The following is an 18,553-nucleotide window of genomic DNA, read 5'->3' as shown; positions in this document are numbered from 1 at the left end:
CGGTAGCTCGTCAGGCTCATAACCTGAAGGCCGCAGGTTCAAATCCTGCCCCCGCAACCAAAAAATGCAAAATGTATCAGCTACTTGCGCAGCGCCCTACGGGGCGCTTCCTGCATTTGCAGCGCCGGGGTCTTCCCAGACCTCTTGTCGCAGCCATCCCTTCCCGCTGGATCGAACCCAAAGGGCCAGCTAGCCTCGTGCCCGGGCCAACATCGCCCGGCGCCAGAGGAGAGCTGCCATGCTGCATATCGACCTGCCGACCCGATCCGAGATCCTGAAACTGCTGCAAACGCGAGGCGGGCCTTGCGTGTCCATCTATCTCGCCACACCCCCCCTCACGGAGGCCGCGCAGAAAGACAGGCTCGCCTTGCGCAGCCTCGCCAAAGAGGCCGTGGACCAGCTTTCGGCTGCAGGCGTCGAAAAGCGCAGCATCTGGCCCATTGAGGCCGCCGTGGCAGAGATCGAAGGGGATGATGCCTTCTGGGCCCATCAGGCAAACAGCCTGGCCTTGTTCCTGACCCCGGACAGCCTGCGCAGCTTCCGCCTGCCAAACCGTCTTACAAGCATGGTGGAGGTCTCTGACCGCTTCCACATCAAACCGCTCTTGCGCGCGCTCACCTTCCCGCAGGATGCCTATGTCCTTGCAATCGGCATGGGCGCCGTGCGGTTGATCGAGATCTCCCCTGACCTGCCTCCGCATCCGGTAATCGTCCCGGATCTGCCAAAAGACATGGCCAGCGCGCTCGGCCGGCGTAGCCATACAGAGCGCACAGGTGCAGGGCAAAGCGGTGAAAGCACAAGCGAACATGCCCTCATGACGCGATACGCCAGAAAAGTCGATCAGGCACTGCGCCCCGTGCTCTCGGGGCATGAGCGGCCGCTCATCATCGCAGCGGCCGAACCAATGGCCTCGGTCTACCGTGCGGTCTCGAGCTATCCCCATACGGCTGACGAAGTCATTGCGGGTTCAGCCGACCATACCCCTGATCACGAACTCGCCGCAGCGACCCGTGCTGTACTGGATCGTCTCTATACGGCCGAAATTGCGGCTTTTGCGGATCTGTATGCGGAACGTGAGGCTCAGGGCAGGGCAACTTCTGATATCGCCCAGGCTGCCCGCGCCGCAACCTTCGGCGCGGTGGACACGATGATTGTGGACATCGACGCGGTGATCCCGGGCACAGTGGCCGACAGCGACGGCGCGGTCAGCTTTGCCGAGGTCGCGGATGCCGGAAATTACGGCATCGTCGATGAAATCGCCGCCCGCGCCCTGAAATCTGGCGCACGTGTCATAGCCGCACGGCACGATGACATCCCCGGCGGCGGCGCCCTTGCTGTGGTCTTGCGCTATGCGATTTGAGTGAGACCCTGGAATGGATCGTCCCAGGACGACCCATTCCAATTCGTACCTATTGCGTGCAGAGAGCACGCTTGAACACAGACAGTGCCTGAGCCTGGGCCATTATACTATCTCCTGACAGAGATTAATGTTTTAGGAGACTCCAGAATCTGGCATTTCTGCCTTCCAGAAGGTCATCAACAGGCCGACATTGCAAGCTTGTATTCCTTGATCATTCGATCAAATCGGGCGTTGCGGATACACATGGCCAGCGTTCGATCGTCATCATATGATGCCACCTCGAGAAGATCAGCTATTATCTTTCTTGCGGTATCGTGGTTTGACATGTCTATCGGAGAATCCTGCCTTGAGAGCGCGGCATTGTAATCTATATCCAGTTCATTTTTGAAATTGTCGCCTCCAAGGATGCGATCAACTTCGATCGCATCGCTGACATGCGCCTCATAAAATTCTGAAGCCTTTGTTCTGTCTATTGTAAGCTTGGTGCGCTTGGCTGTTGGAATCGCTTTGTTATAAAGATACTCGAACTCATATCCAAGCGCGTGCCGGAGTGCGCGAAGCCTGCCAGTCAGATGAGACTGTAACGTTCGGACATACGTGGTTCCTTCTGCGCAAAGCGACGCATTGACTTGTGATGGAGATGACCAATTTGCGGGGATAGTGCCCAGTGTTGCTGTAAAAAAGTCTGCGACAACGTCCTGATTTACGAGTACATTCCTGGACATTATCCGTACGTTATAGGCTGGGCCGAATACGTCCCTCCATTTCTGGATCCTGCGCGCAGAATGGTATCGCTTTTCCTGAATGGCAGCATCCAGAAATTCAGGCAATGATAGATCTGTGGATCCTATCTTCACTTGCTCGGCATAGGCCGAGACCGCGCGGCCAAAATGTGGCCTTATATAGTGAATTATAGAGATCTCGGAAACAAGATCGCCAAAGCAATTCGATAGTGTGCGCTCTATTGATTCCGGAGGTATTGTCGAAAACCTTTCTGCAGAGATGACGCTTATATCTGCAGTCGAATGTTTCTTCATGGATCTACGAATCTTCTTGATTCTCAGGGCATCGGCGGTTGCCCCTGCACGGAATAGAGGTTCAAGAGAGTTATGGTTCAGGGAATCGCAGGGATAATGCAGTGTCAGTCCCGTTTTCGGTACCGTACCTGCGGCGAGTGCTGTCTGTATCGAGGTGCTTCCGGTCTTGATTTCCCCGATATGAACAACGAGCTTCATGGACTTCCCTTTGCTTTCCGTTCGCTGCCTCGCTGGTGTAAGGCGGGGCTGACTTGGTGGTCAGAATCTCATTTTACCCCTACGGTCGCAATGATCATTCCCCGCAACATCGTCATAAGGGTGCAGTAGGTGTTCTACGGGTAACGGTTGCGACGATAGGATTCTTCCCTATCTTCGCGTGGAGACGCGGTGATCTGGCCTCTTCCTGGCGCCATGTATCATGGTGGCGCTCAGTGTCAGATATCAGGCGGGAATTTCTGTTCCACACTTTGACTGCCGCGCCGGGACTGGCGCTCCACCCATGAAAGGGGCCGCCCTGGGGCGACCCCTTTCACTTGGCGCCGGTTGTGCGCCGTCCTGCATCGGGCCTGATGCGGCTCCCCTGCGGCGGATCGTTCAACCCTGTGGCGCATCCCGGATCGCCCGGGGCAGAGAAGCGCATGTCCGCAGTGTGGTGGCCCTGACTGGTGGGTGGCTGTGAATCGGGGGCAGGCGGTCGCGCTTCATCTATTGTTGACGCTATCGCAGCAAGTCCGGGGCGGCATTGATGCTTCTCATCGAATACGGAAACAATGTGGGAGGTGAAGGGGCGATCGGCGTGGATCTGCCGATGACCGGCCTATGAAGGGTGGTGCCGACGGAACCAGCGCAGGGGCGATTGCGCGGCTCCGTCGACACCGGCCTGGCGAGGGGGCTGGTCAACGGCGGGGTTTCCGGAATGGAACGAGGGCACCATGGAACCGGATTCCGTCGGGCTCGGACGCCAGGCTTTGCGGGGGCGGGCGCCCATGAGGCGCGCGCCGGATCCCGTCATTCGTTCTCGCTCAGCGCGACCTCGATGCCCCCCAAAACCGGGCGCAGCAGATAGTCGGCCAACGTCTGCTCTCCCGTGGCAATCATCACCTGCGCCGGCATTCCGGCCAGCATCTCGACGCCGGGCAGGTGGGTCATCTCGGCGGCATCCAGCGTGATCTCGGCCCGGTAGAAGGGGGCGCCGGTCTTGGGATCGCTGAAGATATCGGGCGAGACATGGGTAAGCCATCCGCGCACCATGGGCGTTGTGCGATAGTTGTAGGCCGTCAGCCGCACCCGGGCCTCGCCACCCTGATGCACCTGATTGATGTCGGCCGGGCTGACCTTGACCTCGACCACCAGCGGGCTGTCGGCAGGGACGATCCCGGCCAGAACCTGCCCCTCACCCAGAACGGCGCCAGGGGTGTTGACCTGCAGCCCCATCACCCGGCCCGAGGTGGGCGCGGTGATCCGCGTGCGATCCAGCGTATCCTGCGCGGCCGCGATGCGCTGGCGCAGGTCGAAGATCTGTTCCTGTACAGCATCGCGTGCCTCGGCGATCTTGTTCAGCCGGTCACGGCGGACCTGCAGCTTGCGGGCCTCGACCTCGGCGATCTGCTGCAGGGTGGTCTGCAACTGCGTGCCCGTCACCGCGATATCGCCGGCAATCGCCGCCTCGTCGCGTTGCAGGGCGAAGTACTGGGCCTTGGTGGCCAGCCCCTTGCCATAGAGGGTCTGTTGCGAGCCCAGCTCGTCGCTGAGCAGCTTGTGCTGCGCAGACAGCGTGGCGACGCGATGGCGCAGGCCCTGGGCCTGTTCGTTCAGCTGCCGGACCCGGTCATGCAGGATCTGCACCTGTCCGATATCCAGCTGGCGCCCGGCGTCAAAGACCTCGATCTGGGTCTTGAGTGCAGCCCCGAACGAGGGCTCGGCCGCGATCATCGCCTGCAACTCGTCCGGAACCCTGATGGACTCGGCGCGCTCCATCTCGGCCAGAAGCCGCGCCTCAGTTGCCAGTGCCCCGGCCAGCTGGTTCAGCAGGATGTCGAGGCCCGCGCGGGCGCGGGTGTCATCCAGCCGGAACAGAAGGTCGCCCTTCTGGACGATCTGGCCCTCTTTTACCGCGATCTCGTGCACGATGCCGCCTTCGAGATGCTGCACTGCCAGGTTTTCACCCTGCACGCGAAAGAGGCCCGAGGCGATGACCGCGCTGCGCATGGATGCGGTGGCGGCCCAGGTGCCCAGCACACCGAAAAAGGCAACCCCAAGGAAGAACAGCCACAGCATCAGGCTGCGGGTGCCCTGCGGGGGTGTTGCCGGCAGGGCGGTGGCGGGCAGGCGGTCGGCCAGCACCATCGGCTCCAGCGCGCGGCGGGGGGAAAGCTCATGTCCGGTCATGCGGCACCTCCGGTCCGGGGCGCGGCCCCGGGCGGTTGCGGGCGGGGGGCGCGGACGACCTGAATCGTCTCTGCGCCAGCGGAATCGGCGGGTGTCGTGCGTCCGGCCATGGGCTGCACGCCACCGGGTTGCAGGATTTCGGCGGCGCGGCCGAACCGGGCCAGCCGGCCCTGATCCAGCACTGCGACATGGCTGACGCGCCGCAGGATGTTCATGCGATGGGTCACGATGACCACGGTTACGCCGCGGGCATTGGCGGCCTCGACAGCGCGGGCCAGCGCCTCTTCGCCTTCGGGGTCGAGATTGGCGTTGGGCTCATCCAGCACGATCAGGCGCCGCTCGCCGTAAAAGGCGCGCGCAAGTCCGATACGCTGGCGTTGCCCTGCCGAGAGCCGCTCGCCCATCTGGCCGACCTCGGTGTTGTAGCCCTGGGGCAGGGTAAGGATCAGCTCATGCACCTCGGCGCGGCGGGCGGCCTCGACGATGGCCGAGGGCGCAGCCTCGTCATCCATCAGGGCGATGTTTTCCGCGACCGTGCCGGCGAACAGCTCTACCCGCTGCGGCAGGAAACCGATGTGGCGCCCGATCTGCTGGGCGGGCCAGTCGGTCAGGGCGGAATCGTCGATGCGCACGGCGCCGCGTGCGAGCGGCTGCAACCCGACCAGCGCGCGGGCCAGCGTGGTCTTGCCCGCCCCCGACGGCCCGATCACCCCAAGCGAGGCGCCGGGCGGCAGATCGAGGCTGATGCCGAAGAGCAGGGGCTGTGGGCGGTCGGGCAGGATGACCGACACCTCGTCCAGTGCCAGATGGCCAAGGGGGGCTGGCAGCTCCATCCGGGCCGCCGCCGCATGGTGGCGATCCAGCACCGTCTGCAGCCGCTGCACCGAGGCGCGGGCCGACAGAAGCATCCGCCAGCCGGCAATCGACTGCTCGACCGGCGCGGCCGCCCGTCCCAGCAGGATCGAGGCGGCCATCATCAGGCCGGGCGCCAGTTCGTTGTTCATGACCAGCAGCGCGCCCCATCCCAGCATGGCGATCTGCAGCGCCAGCCGCAGGAAACGCGCGATCGAGGCCAGCGTGCCGATCCGGTCAGAGGCGAGCGTGCCCTGTACCATCGCGACCAGCGACCGCCCCTGCCAGCGCCGCACCATCGCGGGGCTTCCCCCCATGGCATGCAGCAGGTCGGCGTTGCGCAGGGCCTCTTCGGCCAAACGGTTCACCTTCTGCGTCGCCTGCTGTGATGCCCGGTTGGGCTTGCGGCCGAGGATTTCCGACAGAACGCCCAGAACGAACAGCGCCAGCACACCGGCCAGCGCGATCAGCCCCAGATCGACGTGGAAGAGGAAGATGACGCCCACGAAGACGATCGACCAGGGCGCATCCAGAAGCGCGGTGAAGAAGCTGCCGCTGACGAAATTGCGCAGATCCTGAATGTCGCGCAGGGGCTGTACGCCCATCTGCTCGCGCAGCGTCACGTCCTCGACCAGCGCGGTCATCACCGTGGGGCCAAGGGCGGCCTCAAGCCGGGTGCCAAGGCGGCTGGCCAGCCGCTGGCGCAGCGCATCGAAGGCCAGGAAGAACAGAAGGCACAGACCCGCCCCGATGGTCAGCGCGATCAGCGTGGCCACATTGCCCGAGGCCATCACATGCGTAAACAACTGCGTCATGTAAAGCGGGGTGGTCAGGATCAGCGCGTTCACGAACAGGCTGGCCAGGAAGATTGCAAATACCAGGCCGCGTTGGCCCTGAAAAACAGAATGAATGCTCATCAAACGCCCCTTCATGAAAGCGGGGCCGGGCCGGGGGAAATCGCCCCCTTCCGGCAAGGGGGGCCCGGCCCCGCGGTATCACGGGGCCGGGCGATCCTGTGTCTTCGCGTTCAGACGATCACGATGTCGATGGCTTCATAGAGATAGTTGCCATCGCTGAAGTCGTTGATGCCTTCCAGCGAGTCGAAGTTGAACGGATGGTTCGCCGAGACATTTAGCAACCGCAACGAGGCCCCGCCGACCGAGATGGTGGTGTTGGTGCCATTGTCGGTGACCGTCGCCGCCGCATTCAGGGCATTGAACAGTGCCGTTGCCGAAACACCATCCGCGCCGTCAATGACGAAGGTGACGACATCGGCGTCATGATCCATGTCGAAATCATAGACCACGTCGCTGCCATCGGAGGAGGTGAAGCCCTTGCCATCCCAGGTCAGGTGCACCTCGAAGACGTCCTTGCCGTCGCCGCCGGTCAGCTTGTCGTCGCCGGCACCGCCATGCAGGAAGTCCTCTCCGTTATTGCCGTTCAGCACGTCATCGCCGCCGCCGCCGTTCAGATCGTCGCTTCCGGTTCCGCCGCTGATCGTATCGGCACCGCCGCCACCGTTCAGCACGTCATGGCCCGCATCGCCGAACATCACGTCATCACCGGCGTCGCCGTTCACGGTGTCGTTGCCGTTGCCGCCCGACATCCAGTCGTTGCCGTCATCACCATACTGGAGGTCATTGCCGTCGTCGCCATAGATGGTGTCATTGCCAGCACCACCCGACATCCAGTCGTTGCCGGTGCCACCCGACATCCAGTCGTTGCCGGTATGGCCATACATGGTGTCGTTGCCGGCATCGCCATACATGACATCATTGCCGGTTCCGCCGTCCATGGTGTCATCGCCATTGCCGCCCGACATCCAGTCGTTGCCATCGTTGCCCGACAGCAGGTCATTGCCGTCGTCGCCATAGATGGCGTCATTGCCGTCGTTGCCTTCGGCGGTGTCGTTGCCGGTGCCGCCGTGGATCGTGTCGTTGCCGTCGTTGCCTTCGATCAGGTCATTGCCAGCATCGCCATCGATCTGATCGTCGCCATCGTTGCCGAAGATCGTGTCCTGGGCCTTGCCGCCATAGATCTCGTCATGGCCACCCTGGCCGTAGATCAGATCGTTGCCGTCTCCGCCAAGGATCAGGTCGTCGCCATCCGGGCCGCCATCCTCGTCTTCCGAGGCGCGCACGCAGGTTTCATTGTCAACCTCGACAAGCCGCGCGCGGCGTTCCGCCGAGGTGCCCTGATCGCCGAAGATGACGTCGTCGCCAGCGCCGCCGCGCATCCAGTCATCGCCCGAGCCACCGCGCATCAGATCGCCCGCCTCGTCGCCCATCATGGAGTCGTCGTCCGCGCCACCCGACAGATAGTCGGCGCCACGGCCACCGAACATGCGGTCTTCACCGGATTCCCCATAGAGGAGGTCGGTCGCCGCACCACCGTCCATATAGTCGCCGCCGGTGCCGCCGAACATGATGTCCGACCCGCCCGCAAACTCGAACTGCGTGCCACCGGTCCAGGTATCCGAGCCGATGTCGAGGTCGGTCGCCCGGCCCTGACGCAGGTCGCCGAACATCTCGTCATCGCCATCGCCGCCATCCATGAAGTCATGGTCGAGGCCGCCCGACATGCGGTCATTTCCGGCGCCGCCGGACATGCCGTCATTGCCTTCGTTGCCATACATGGTGTCGTCGCCGTCTTCGCCCCACATGCAGTCATTGCCGGCCTCGCCTGCCATGCAGTCATTGCCTGCACCGCCGTAAAGCTTGTCATGGCCGTCATCGAGCGAGTACGCGTCGGCGTCGTCGCCGATGATCACGTCATTGCCGCCACCGCCAAAGACGGTGTCGTCGCCTTCACCACCCAGGATGCCGTCATTGCCTTCGACACGGTTGGGGCTGTTGGTATCGGCCGGATCATAGTCGCCATAGATCAGGTCGTTTTCGGTGCCACCGTCGATGCGGTCGTTGTAGCCTTCACCAAATATGGTGTCGTTGCCCGCGTCGCCATCGAGGCAGTCGTTGCCTTCGCTATTGCTGCCATGGCCGTCATCGCCATAGATCAGGTCCTTGTCATTGCCGCCCTTGATCTTGTCGCCGCCGCCCATGCCAAAGAGGGTGTCGCAACCGTCCGAGCCGAGAAGCTTGTTGTTGTCGCCATTGCCGATGATGAAGTCATCGCCTTCGCGGCCGTTGTAATTGTCGGCCGAGCCCCGCAGCCGCAGGTCGACCTGATCGTCCCCTACGGTACCCGTTCCGGTGACCTGGTTGTTGCCGCCGGCCCTGGAAAGATCCACGTCGCATTTGGGCACTTCACATTCGTCCCATTCAACAAATCTGGTTGCCATAGTGATTTCCTCCTATCGGATGGGCCGTGAAATATCTGGCCCGTTTTCGCCCCGGGAATTCGGGAGGTGCGGAATGAAATTTCCGCAGCCTTGGTCATTTGAGGTGATTCCCACGGGCTTCGCTGCCCCCATTCGGGGGCGAAATTGGCGCAATATCGCCGGATGATCCTGCAAAAATAGAATTTATCGCACTAAAATCATATGTTCCAGATTCATAAAATACTGATGCCGCCACACCCAGGGCAAAGGCCAGCGGGATCGAAAGGCCAAGAACCAGCCCGCGTGCCAGACCCGGACGGGCAGGGGGTGCCGCCGCGATCTCTTGGGCGACGATCTTTCCGATCATCGGGGCCAGCTCGATCCGCAAGGCCCCCTCGACCGAGTCGAGCCGCCGGTCAAGGCGCGCGGTCCGGGCTTCTTGCGCGGCGTCTGTGGCGGCTGCGCGGTCATCCAGGGCCGCAGTCAACCTGCGCATGAGCTCGGCCAGATCGCGCCGGCGCACCACCGCGTTTTCGCCCTTGATCAGCGCATTGGCCAGCGCCTCGATATCGCGCCGCGTGGCAAGGGGTGGCGGCAGGGGCAGGGTCTTGTCGTCGACGCTCTCGGCCGTGCCGGGCTGGAAGGTCTGGTTCATGGCTCGGTTCCCCCGTGGGTCTGCCAGGTCAGCATCTGGGCCATTTCGGCACGTGACCGGACGTTCAGCTTGCCAAGCACGCGCTTGGCGTAGGTCGAGAAGGATTGCTCGGTCAGCCCCAGACTGGTCGCGGCGGCCCGGTTGGACAGCCCCGTCTGCAACATGGCCGCGACCCGCGCCTCGGCGGCGGTCAGGCCCAGTTCGCGGGCGATGCGTTCAACCCGTGCGGGTTCGGGCGGCTCTGGCAGCAGCAGGGTGACAAGATCGGTGGGCGCCCCGTCATGCACATAGCGCGCAAGCGTGACCGGCACGGCCGGGCCGTCGCCCTCGGGTCGCAGGAAAAGGATCCGCCCATCCCGGCCGATCGGGCCACGGGCGCAAAGGCTTATCGCTTCTCGCAATTTTCGGGTCTGTTCAGGGCATCTGGCATGCAGGCCACCGTGCCCGCGCATCAGCACGCGCCCCTCGGCCATCATGCGGCGCGCGGTGCTGTTCATCCGCAGGATCAGCCCCCGCGGATTGACCACCAGCGCCCCGATATCGATGCGCGCCCGCATCAGCCACAGCAGCGCCTCGTCGCAGTGATCCTCGCCGTGGCAGGGCTCGGCCTCCTCGTCGGTCTCGCTGCGCAGGGCAGGCCAGATCAGCCGGAGCAGGGCTGCGACGGCGCGGGCATGAAAGCGGGTTGCGGGAAGATGCACCAGCACCAGATCCGTCGTGCCGCACTCAAGACGGCAGCGAAAGCCGTGCCAGCCGCCCTCGGCGGGCCCGGCAGGCAGCAGCCGGTCAAGCTCGGCCTGGGGCAGGGCTGCGACGGGCAAGGGGGCCACCTCGGCGCGGGCGGTGCGCTGTGCCGTCCGGGGTTCGGCCTGCATGGCCTCGGGCGCCATCGCCTGTGCCAGCCCCCGCAGCGCAGGCGCCAGTGCGGCGTCCGGTAGTGCAGCGACCGGTAGGGGGAGATCGAACCCTGCCAGCAGTCGGGGATGGTGTGGGCAATCCAGCAGGGCGAGGGCCCGGGGCGCCACTGCCGAGAGAATGCGCCCCAGAACCGGCGAATGCCGAACCGGGAAACTTGTAACAGACATGCTCTGGATGTTCATTCAGGCCTCCCGGCCAGATCGATAAATCCTTCAGTCCCTGCCCTGGTTTTAGCCGGGGCAGGGAGCTGACAATTTTTGAAAAGACTCAGAACTTGTGGCGCCATGAAAAGGCGGCACCCTGGAATTGAAATGCGATGAATAAAAATATGCGGGTGGCCCTGTTCAGATCCACCACCCGACGGCGCCGCTTGATGCAGCACCTGCGCCCCATGCCTCCTTCAGAAAACATGTCCCACCCCAAGGGACAAAGGCATGTTCTTCGGATTCGAACCGGGATTCATTGATGATTATCACTGGCGGCGAATTATCGCCCAGATATTTCAGCGATGTTTCGCCTTTTCGCCTGCAGGAAAAGGAAAGGCCCGCCCTTCTTGCAGGGGCAGACCGGATATCTGTTTCCGATGGGCGAAATCAGTTCAGCGCAAGCCGCACGGGCGTGATGGCGGCCCCGGTGCCGCGCAGGCGTGGCAGGGAGGCCCGTTCCGGCGCGCGCCTCTCCCCCACCAAGGTTGCCTCGATCCGTCGCGCGGCATCCTGCAGCGCTATGGGCAGGGCAGCAGCCGAGGTGGGGTGACCGACCTGGCAACCCTTCTGGCCCAGCCGGTCCAGATCGCGGATGCGGAACTGGCGGGCGTTGATGATCTCGATGATGCCGCAGGCCGCGAGGCGGTTGGTCACGCGGCTGATGGTTTCGACCGAGGTTCCCAGCAGATCGGCGATATCGGTCCGCGGCAGATCGATCGTCAGCATCAGCGTGCCGTCGGGCAGGGGGCTGACCGGCATATAGTCCAGCGCGGCCAGCAAAAGCGCGCAGATCCGCTCTTCGGCATCCAGCGCGCCCACGGCCCATGTCAGCCAGCGCAACTGGTCGCGCCGGGCGATGCACTGCCGGTGCACCAGCCGGCGCAGGTCGGCGTCTTCCTGCATCAGGGTGGCAAAGCCGCGCTCGGTCACCCGGCAGAGACGGGTTTCGGTGCTGGCCTCCAGCGTGTGACGGGCAACGCGTCCGGGCAACTCGCCCACCAGATCGCCCGCGCGCAGCAAGGACAGGATCTGTCGGTGACCGTCGCGCCCATGGCATTGCAGCCGCAGATAGCCCGAGATGACAAAGCCGATCGGCCCCGGCCGGTCACCCGCGCGCCAGATCACCCGGCCAGCCGGCACCACCTGCAGGCTGCAGATCGCGGCAAGTCGCTTCAGGCTGGTTTCGGGCAGTTCGCGCGCAAGGCTGTCGACAAAGGCGCCAAGCAGGGCGGATGGGGCTGCGGGCGAAAACGGTCCGCCCTCCGGGACATATGCGGAAGTCATCTGTTCCTCCGGTCCTTTGGGGGCCGTCTGCAGCCGCACCTTTCGGGCGGGGCCCAGGACGGCATCCCGGGTCAAAATCACTCATCAAATCATTGGCCCCGCCCGTCGGGCAATGCCGGGGGCGAAACCGTGGTCTGGCCAAAACCGGCCCCATATGCGCCGCAACGATCCACGCGGGCCTTGAAAACACCCGCCGTCCCGACACCTGAAAACAGAAATGACGACCCGGCCCCCTGTACAGACACCACCCTGAGGCCGGCTCTCCTCAAAAATCACAATCACTTTCGGCTGGCATCCCCGACCCTGTCATTGACAGCTATCAATGCGGTGTCAGGCTTGCCCCGGTAGCCTTCATTCTGCCGGAAGTGCCGGCAACTGGCGACGACTTTTCAGAACCTGCTGATTTGCGACATTTTATCCCGTTCAGGTTGTGGCATGGCAGATCGCGATCATCCATTGGGGGCAATGGCGCACCCTGGTGCAGGGGTCTTGCGCCATATGCCGGAATGTCTGGCCCTGCCTGCGTCGAAACGGGCCGCGCTGATCGATTCGTCGCGCCTGATGCAGATTGCCGCAGGGGCGCCCTTGCCAGATGGCGTTGACGTGGCCTGCCTGCTGTCGGGGCGGCTTGCCGTATTGAAGCCGATGCCCGACGGGCGGGGCCATATCGTGGGTCTGCCAGGGGCGGGGGCGGTTCTGGGCTGGACTGCAGGGGCCGGGAATGGTGCCGCGACCAACGGCTATGACATCACCGCACTGGAGCCTTGCGAGCTGGCGCTGCTGGATCGGGGCCTCTTCTGCGACCTCTTGCAGACGCTGCCCGATCTGGAACAGCGGCTGATCGCGCAGGTGCTGGATGAGGCCGAGGCCGCGCGCGACTGGCTGCGCCTGCTCGCCCAGCCCAAGGTCACCGACCGGTTGGCGGGGTTTCTCATGATGCTGGGGCGTGAACTCATGCCCGGCGACGGGGTGCTGCATATTCCCTTCCGGCGGGCAGATCTGGCCAGCTATCTGGGCACGCGCAAGGAAACCCTGAGCCGCGCCTTCCACCAGCTGGAGGCAGAGGGCGCGATCCGCATCCTTGATCCGGCTGCCGTGCAGATCCTGCAGCCTGCCCTGCTGGAGGATATGGCAGGCCTCGACGCCGAGGACCCGCCGGCCCCGATCTGACCCCGCCCCGCTGCGATGGATGCGCGGGTGGAAACGGTTTTTCCACGCCGCCGTTTCGGCTTGAGACTTGGGGCATGGTTCCGCATAGTCAGCCGAAGTTTCAGAGCGCGATTTTCCAAGGAGAGTGCCCCGTGCCCCCGTTTGCCTTTAACGCCGTCTGCTGCCGGGGCTGACATGGCACCGAAGTTCGGAACCAGCGGGCTGCGCGGCCTTGTGGTGGAGTTGACGGCGGATCTGGTCGCCGATCACGTCCGGGCCTTTCTGGGGGCCTCTCCTGTGGGTTCGGGGCTGTGGGTCGGGCGCGACCTGCGCCCCTCGTCGCCCGACATCGCCGAGGCGGTCATCGCAGCCGCAGGGGATGCAGGCGTCCCCGTCACCGATTGCGGCGCGGTGCCGACGCCTGCGCTGGCACTAGCCGCGATGCAGGCGGGGGCGGCCTCGGTCATGGTGACCGGCAGCCATATCCCGGCTGATCGCAACGGGCTCAAGTTCTACACACCCTCGGGCGAGATCACCAAGGCGGACGAAGCCGCGATCCTGGCCCATCTGGGGCAGCCACGGGCGGGCAAGACGGCGGCGCGGGCGACCTGCGCAACCGCGGGCGCCGATTGGGTGGCGCGCTATGTGACAGGCTTTGGCGCGCAGGCGCTGGCAGGTCTGCGCGTGGGCGTCTGGAGCCATAGCGCGGTCAGCCGCGATCTGCTGCTTGCGGCCTTCCGCGCCCTTGGCGCCGAGGTGCTGGAGCTTGGTCGCTCTGACCAGTTCATCCCCGTGGATACCGAGGCCGTAGCGCCCGAGGCCCGCGCGCAGATCGCCGCCTGGGTGGCCGAGCACCGGCTCGATGCGCTGGTCTCTACCGATGGCGATGGTGACCGGCCGCTGCTGGCCGACGGTCAGGGACGGCTGGTGCCGGGCGATGTGCTGGGCCAGATCACCGCCGCTGCCCTTGGGGCCGATACCGTGGTCACGCCCGTCAGCTCCAACACCGGTGCGGAAGCTGGCGGGCGGTTCGCGCGGGTGATCCGCACGCGGATCGGCTCTCCCTTCGTGATTGCCGGGATGGAGGCGGCGGGCGGTCGCGTGGTGGGCTATGAGGCGAATGGCGGCTTCCTTCTGGGCTTTACCGCGCAAGGTGCCGCCGGTCCCTTGCCTGCGCTCATGACCCGCGACAGCCTGCTGCCCATGGTCGCCACGCTGACCGAGGCACAGCGCGCCGGCGGCCTTGGCGCACGCCTTGCCGCCGAGCCCGCCCGCTTTACCGCCACCGACCGTCTGGAAGAGATCCCGACGGCGGTTTCGGCGGGGTTCATTGCCGGTCTGAACGATGATGAAATCCGCATTTCCGCCTTCATAGAGACGTTTGGCGAGCGTCTGGCCGGTATCGACCGCACCGACGGGCTGCGCATGACCACCACCCTTGGCCGGGTGCTGCACATGCGCCCCTCGGGCAATGCGCCCGAGTTCCGGCTTTACGCCGAAGCCGAAAGCCGAAGCCTTGCCGACGACATGCTGGCGCGCGGGCTTGCGCGACTGGCCGCCGAACTACGCCCTGCAGAGGAGAGCCGATGATGATTACCCCCGTCCTGCTGTGCGGCGGCTCTGGCACAAGGCTCTGGCCGATCTCGCGCAAGAGCTATCCCAAGCAATTCGTGCCGCTGACCGGCGAGAAAAGCCTGTTCACCGCCTCGGCCGAGCGGCTGTCGGGGCCTGATTACGCGCCGCCGGTGGTGGTGACGGGGTCGGACTTCCGCTTCATCGTCACCGAACAACTGATGCAGGCCGGCGTCGATCCCGGTGCCATCCTGATCGAGCCCGAGGGGCGGAATACCGCCCCCGCCGTGCTGGCGGCCACCCTGCATGTGGCGGCGCAGGATCTGGATGCGCTGATCCTTGTCGCGCCCTCGGATCATGCGATCTCTGACCCGGCGGCCTTTCGCGCGGCCGTCGCGCGCGGGGTGCCCGCAGCGCAGGCCGGGCGGATCGTGACCTTCGGCATCACGCCCACCCACCCTGAAACGGGGTATGGCTGGCTGGAACTGGCCGGGGCCGCCGGGACGGATCCGGTGCCACTGACCCGCTTTGTCGAAAAGCCCGACGCCGCGCGGGCCGAGGCGATGCTGGCGGCCGGAAACTACCTGTGGAACGCAGGCATCTTCCTGTTTTCCGCCCGGTCAATGCTGGCGGCCTTTACCGCCCATGCGCCCGATCTTCTGCCCCCTGTGCGGGCGGCGCTGGAGCAGGCGCGCCCGGATCTGGGCTTCCTGCGGCTTGACCCCGGCGCCTGGTCGAAGGCGGCCTCGATCTCGATCGACTATGCGGTGATGGAGCGGGCAGGGAACCTCTCGGTCGTGGCCTATGATGCGGGATGGAACGATCTGGGCGGGTGGGATGCCGTCGCGCGCGAAATGGGGGCGGATGCGGCAGGCGTTTCCACCGCCGGGGCTGTGACGGCCATCGACTGCGCCCAAACGCTGCTGCGGTCTGACAGCGAGGGGGTGGAGCTGGTCGGCATCGGGCTTTCCAACATCATCGCGGTCGCCATGAACGACGCGGTGCTGGTGGCCGACCGGACCCGCGCGCAGGATGTGAAACAGGCGGTAGAGATCTTGCGCGCCAAAGGCGCCAAACAGGCCGAGGCCTTCCCCCGCGACCACCGCCCCTGGGGCTGGTTCGAGACGCTGGCGCTGGCCGACCGGTTCCAGGTCAAGCGCATCGTGGTGCATCCCGGCGCCGCGCTGTCGCTGCAAAGCCACTTCCACCGGTCAGAGCACTGGATCGTCGTCTCGGGCACCGCGCGGGTGACGATCGATGACACGGTGCAACTCGTGACGGAAAACCAGTCGGTCTATATCCCGCTCGGCGCCAAACACCGGATGGAGAACCCCGGCCGCGTGCCCATGGTGCTGATCGAGGTGCAGACAGGTGCCTATCTGGGCGAGGATGACATCGTGCGCTACGAGGACGTCTATTCCCGCGGCCAGGGCGCGAAGGGGTGAGGGTTGACGGGCGTTAGCCCGGCGCGACATGCCAGTGGCATGTTGCGAAGCCCGAAGCGCAGATCCGTCTCTGAGCCGCCAGTTCCGTGCATGAAATCAATAGCTTCAGAGTTGTTCAGGCCGGAACAAGTATCACGCAGGTTCCATCGAACACAAGGCATCTGCTGCATAGGCCGCATTTGCAGCAGATTGCCGTTTGCCCAAATCCACAATGGTTCTTTGTCGTGCTTCCTCGTCAAGCATTTGCAGCTTCTTCCGCAAATCGGTCCTGTAAGAATACTCGTGAATCCGCGTAGGGACCGACCTCAAGAATCGCTCTATCGTAACCGAAAGCACGATTTCCGGTCTTTCGCGAAACACAATCTCTCTGTCGATGGAGTTGGTATGCAGACGGACGAGGCGCCGCGCCCTATGCGCCAGATATCTTACAAGTGCGCCCGCGAAACTGTCGCCGAAAAGCAGGATAGACGGGCCGTCCGGATTCCCCCCTTCCCAGATACTAACATGTCCGTGATTTGTAATCCGGTTATCAAATGTGCAGCGGGCAAGCGTATTACGGAGGCTCACCCTGGGGCTGCCAGTGCTAACGGCTTGATCGAACTTGATCGACAGGTCACCAACATGCGTTTCCGCTTGGCGGAAATGGACCTCATCCTCCGAAATTGGCCTGATCCCTCCAGGAATCTCCAGCCCTTTCATGATGTGGTTTACTACATGCCATGCACCATAGGCGTTCCAGTGTGTGTCCCCCTTGTCATAGAATGACAAGCGCGCAGCCTGCCCAAGAATGAACCGCTCTAGGAACATCCCGTGCACGTTACCCTTTGCGGCGTCTTCAACCTGATGAACCAGCCGGAAAGGAGCCTTCCGCATCTCGGACGGAACCTTGTCCGGGGCGATACACTCCTTGTTCGGGGCGACGATAAACCTGTAATGGATGTTGTTTTTCCGCATGAAGGCGCCACGCTGCGCCAGCTCTTGCCGCCATTCAGCTACGTCGCCGTCGCTCAATAGCAGGCGACCCTCATACTGGTCCCAAGTGCGATTGGTATCATTCGTAAGAAAAATCCAGCCATCTTTGCCGATGATGGCTTTGGGTGGCATGCTCATACCGATTCCCGTCAGAGTAGATAAATACCGAATATCGTGAAATGTTGTGGGGCAGCATATACCGGATGTAAAGACCCGCTCCCACTCGCCCGGACCCGATCAATCCGCGCCAAAAAGGTCTCGGGTAAAGACCTTGGCGGCGACGTCCTGCAGCTCGGGGACCATGCGGTTGGCGATGATCACGTCGCTTGTCGCCTTGAAGCTGGCGAGGTCGCGCTCCACCGGCGAGTTGAAGAAGTGGTCCTCGGTCAGCTGCGGTTCATAGACCGTCACCGGAATGCCCTTGGCCTTCACCCGCTTCATGATGCCCTGGATAGAGCTGTCGCGGAAATTGTCGGACCCTGCCTTCATCACCAGCCGGTAGATCCCGACACGGGCCGGGTTCAGCGCGATGATGCGGTCGGCGATAAAGTCCTTGCGGGTCGAATTGGCCTCGACCACGGCGCGGATCAGGTTCTGCGGCACGGCGTCGTAATTGGCCAGAAGCTGCTTGGTGTCCTTGGGCAGGCAATAGCCGCCATAGCCGAAGGAGGGGTTGTTGTAATGCCGCCCGATGCGCGGGTCGAGGCTGACGCCTTCGATGATCTGGCGGCTGTCGAGACCATGGGCCAGCGCATAGCTGTCGAGTTCATTGAAATAGGCCACCCGCAGCGCAAGGTAGGTATTGGCGAAGAGCTTGATCGCCTCGGCCTCTTTCGCCCCGCACAAGAGCACCTCGACCGGATCGAGCGAGGATTCGCGCAGAAGGCCTGCAAATCGCTCGGCCGCGGGCGTGGTTGCGCCCACCACGATGCGCGAAGGGTGCAGGTTGTCGTAAAGCGCACGGCCCTCGCGCAGGAATTCGGGGGAAAAGATGATGCGGTCGGTGCCAAGGCGGGCGTTCAGCGCATCGGTAAAGCCCACGGGAATGGTGGACTTGATGATGATCGCCGCCCCCGGTGCAAGTGTCAGCGCAGCCTCGGCCACCGCCTCGACCGAGGCGGTATCGAAACGGTTGCTCTGCGGGTCATACGAGGTGGGCGTCGCGATCACCACGAAATCGGCCCCCGCCATGGCTGTGGCCGCATCGGTGGTGGCACTCAGCCGCAGCGGCTTTTCGGCCAGGAACCTCTCGATCTCGGCATCCTGGATCGGCGAGCGGCGGGCATTCAGTTGCGCCACGCGGGCCTCGTTCACATCAAGCGCCACGACCTCATGCCGCTCGGCCAGCAAGACAGCCATGGAAAGCCCGACATACCCGATACCGGCAACCGCAATCTTCATGATCTTTTCCAATGCATTCTGACGAGGTCTGTCTAAT

At 63.8% G+C, this 18,553-nt stretch carries 13 protein-coding genes; 4 read left to right on the top strand and 9 right to left on the bottom strand.

Going from position 1 to position 18,553, the window contains the following annotated elements:
- Positions 1–238 precede the first annotated feature (238 nt).
- Positions 239–1,360 (top strand): baeRF11 domain-containing protein, encoded by a 1,122-nt coding sequence (locus FQU74_RS01730; protein WP_146284729.1) that lies wholly within the window; start codon positions 239–241, stop codon positions 1,358–1,360.
- 176 nt (positions 1,361–1,536) lie between these two features.
- On the opposite strand, the gene FQU74_RS01725 is transcribed toward FQU74_RS01730, so the two are convergent.
- The 7 genes from FQU74_RS01725 to FQU74_RS01695 form a co-directional block, all read right to left on the bottom strand.
- Positions 1,537–2,595, bottom strand: a complete 1,059-nt coding sequence (locus tag FQU74_RS01725) for a hypothetical protein (protein ID WP_146284728.1) — start codon at positions 2,593–2,595, stop codon at positions 1,537–1,539.
- Positions 2,596–3,405: 810 nt separating this feature from the next.
- Positions 3,406–4,785, bottom strand: a complete 1,380-nt coding sequence (locus FQU74_RS01720; protein WP_146284727.1) for an HlyD family type I secretion periplasmic adaptor subunit — start codon at positions 4,783–4,785, stop codon at positions 3,406–3,408.
- Positions 4,782–6,554 carry a type I secretion system permease/ATPase gene (locus tag FQU74_RS01715; protein ID WP_146284726.1) on the bottom strand — a complete coding sequence of 591 codons (1,773 nt, stop codon included), beginning with the start codon at positions 6,552–6,554 and terminating at the stop codon, positions 4,782–4,784. Before FQU74_RS01715 ends, FQU74_RS01720 begins: the two co-directional genes overlap by 4 nt.
- Before the next feature lie 110 nt (positions 6,555–6,664).
- Positions 6,665–8,935 (bottom strand): calcium-binding protein, encoded by a 2,271-nt coding sequence (locus tag FQU74_RS01710; protein WP_146284725.1) that lies wholly within the window; start codon positions 8,933–8,935, stop codon positions 6,665–6,667.
- A gap of 94 nt (positions 8,936–9,029) precedes the next feature.
- Entirely contained in the window at positions 9,030–9,569 is a 540-nt protein-coding gene (locus FQU74_RS01705) for a hypothetical protein (RefSeq protein ID WP_146284724.1), read from the bottom strand.
- Positions 9,566–10,669 (bottom strand): helix-turn-helix transcriptional regulator, encoded by a 1,104-nt coding sequence (locus FQU74_RS01700; RefSeq protein WP_146284723.1) that lies wholly within the window; start codon positions 10,667–10,669, stop codon positions 9,566–9,568. Before FQU74_RS01700 ends, FQU74_RS01705 begins: the two co-directional genes overlap by 4 nt.
- A gap of 411 nt (positions 10,670–11,080) precedes the next feature.
- Positions 11,081–11,977, bottom strand: coding sequence for a Crp/Fnr family transcriptional regulator (locus FQU74_RS01695; RefSeq protein ID WP_146284722.1), 897 nt, complete (start codon positions 11,975–11,977; stop codon positions 11,081–11,083).
- Positions 11,978–12,412: 435 nt separating this feature from the next.
- Here FQU74_RS01695 and FQU74_RS01690 point away from each other — a divergent pair, with 435 nt between their 5' ends.
- From FQU74_RS01690 to FQU74_RS01680, 3 genes are all read left to right on the top strand, one after another.
- A complete protein-coding gene (locus tag FQU74_RS01690) occupies positions 12,413–13,147 on the top strand; it encodes a Crp/Fnr family transcriptional regulator (RefSeq protein ID WP_146284721.1) in 735 nt (244 codons plus the stop codon).
- Positions 13,148–13,321: 174 nt separating this feature from the next.
- Positions 13,322–14,716, top strand: coding sequence for a phosphomannomutase (locus FQU74_RS01685; protein WP_146284720.1), 1,395 nt, complete (start codon positions 13,322–13,324; stop codon positions 14,714–14,716).
- The gene (locus tag FQU74_RS01680; protein ID WP_146284734.1) at positions 14,716–16,143 is read left to right on the top strand and encodes a mannose-1-phosphate guanylyltransferase/mannose-6-phosphate isomerase; all 1,428 of its coding nucleotides are present in this window, start codon (positions 14,716–14,718) and stop codon (positions 16,141–16,143) included. Before FQU74_RS01685 ends, FQU74_RS01680 begins: the two co-directional genes overlap by 1 nt.
- Positions 16,144–16,275: 132 nt before the next feature.
- On the opposite strand, the gene FQU74_RS01675 is transcribed toward FQU74_RS01680, so the two are convergent.
- Positions 16,276–17,253: an alginate O-acetyltransferase AlgX-related protein gene (locus FQU74_RS01675; RefSeq protein ID WP_146284719.1), complete on the bottom strand. Its 978-nt coding sequence runs from the start codon at positions 17,251–17,253 to the stop codon at positions 16,276–16,278.
- 99 nt (positions 17,254–17,352) lie between these two features.
- A complete protein-coding gene (locus FQU74_RS01670) occupies positions 17,353–18,516 on the bottom strand; it encodes a nucleotide sugar dehydrogenase (protein ID WP_146284718.1) in 1,164 nt (387 codons plus the stop codon).
- Positions 18,517–18,553: the final 37 nt, after the last annotated feature.

Source organism: Gemmobacter aquaticus (genome assembly GCF_007859075.1).
Classification (GTDB): domain Bacteria; phylum Pseudomonadota; class Alphaproteobacteria; order Rhodobacterales; family Rhodobacteraceae; genus Gemmobacter; species Gemmobacter aquaticus.
Note: the sequence above shows the minus strand (reverse complement) of the source record. Positions and strands in the feature narration are given on the sequence as shown.

What these genes read in the sequence shown, in the direction of transcription:
- FQU74_RS01730 (WP_146284729.1), top strand. Translation starts at nt 239, where the DNA reads ATGCTGCATATCGACCTGCCGACCCGATCCGAGATCCTGAAACTGCTG.
- FQU74_RS01725 (WP_146284728.1), bottom strand. Translation starts at nt 2,595, where the DNA reads ATGAAGCTCGTTGTTCATATCGGGGAAATCAAGACCGGAAGCACCTCG.
- FQU74_RS01720 (WP_146284727.1), bottom strand. Translation starts at nt 4,785, where the DNA reads ATGACCGGACATGAGCTTTCCCCCCGCCGCGCGCTGGAGCCGATGGTG.
- FQU74_RS01715 (WP_146284726.1), bottom strand. Translation starts at nt 6,554, where the DNA reads ATGAGCATTCATTCTGTTTTTCAGGGCCAACGCGGCCTGGTATTTGCA.
- FQU74_RS01710 (WP_146284725.1), bottom strand. Translation starts at nt 8,935, where the DNA reads ATGGCAACCAGATTTGTTGAATGGGACGAATGTGAAGTGCCCAAATGC.
- FQU74_RS01705 (WP_146284724.1), bottom strand. Translation starts at nt 9,569, where the DNA reads ATGAACCAGACCTTCCAGCCCGGCACGGCCGAGAGCGTCGACGACAAG.
- FQU74_RS01700 (WP_146284723.1), bottom strand. Translation starts at nt 10,669, where the DNA reads ATGAACATCCAGAGCATGTCTGTTACAAGTTTCCCGGTTCGGCATTCG.
- FQU74_RS01695 (WP_146284722.1), bottom strand. Translation starts at nt 11,977, where the DNA reads ATGACTTCCGCATATGTCCCGGAGGGCGGACCGTTTTCGCCCGCAGCC.
- FQU74_RS01690 (WP_146284721.1), top strand. Translation starts at nt 12,413, where the DNA reads ATGGCAGATCGCGATCATCCATTGGGGGCAATGGCGCACCCTGGTGCA.
- FQU74_RS01685 (WP_146284720.1), top strand. Translation starts at nt 13,322, where the DNA reads ATGGCACCGAAGTTCGGAACCAGCGGGCTGCGCGGCCTTGTGGTGGAG.
- FQU74_RS01680 (WP_146284734.1), top strand. Translation starts at nt 14,716, where the DNA reads ATGATTACCCCCGTCCTGCTGTGCGGCGGCTCTGGCACAAGGCTCTGG.
- FQU74_RS01675 (WP_146284719.1), bottom strand. Translation starts at nt 17,253, where the DNA reads ATGAGCATGCCACCCAAAGCCATCATCGGCAAAGATGGCTGGATTTTT.
- FQU74_RS01670 (WP_146284718.1), bottom strand. Translation starts at nt 18,516, where the DNA reads ATGAAGATTGCGGTTGCCGGTATCGGGTATGTCGGGCTTTCCATGGCT.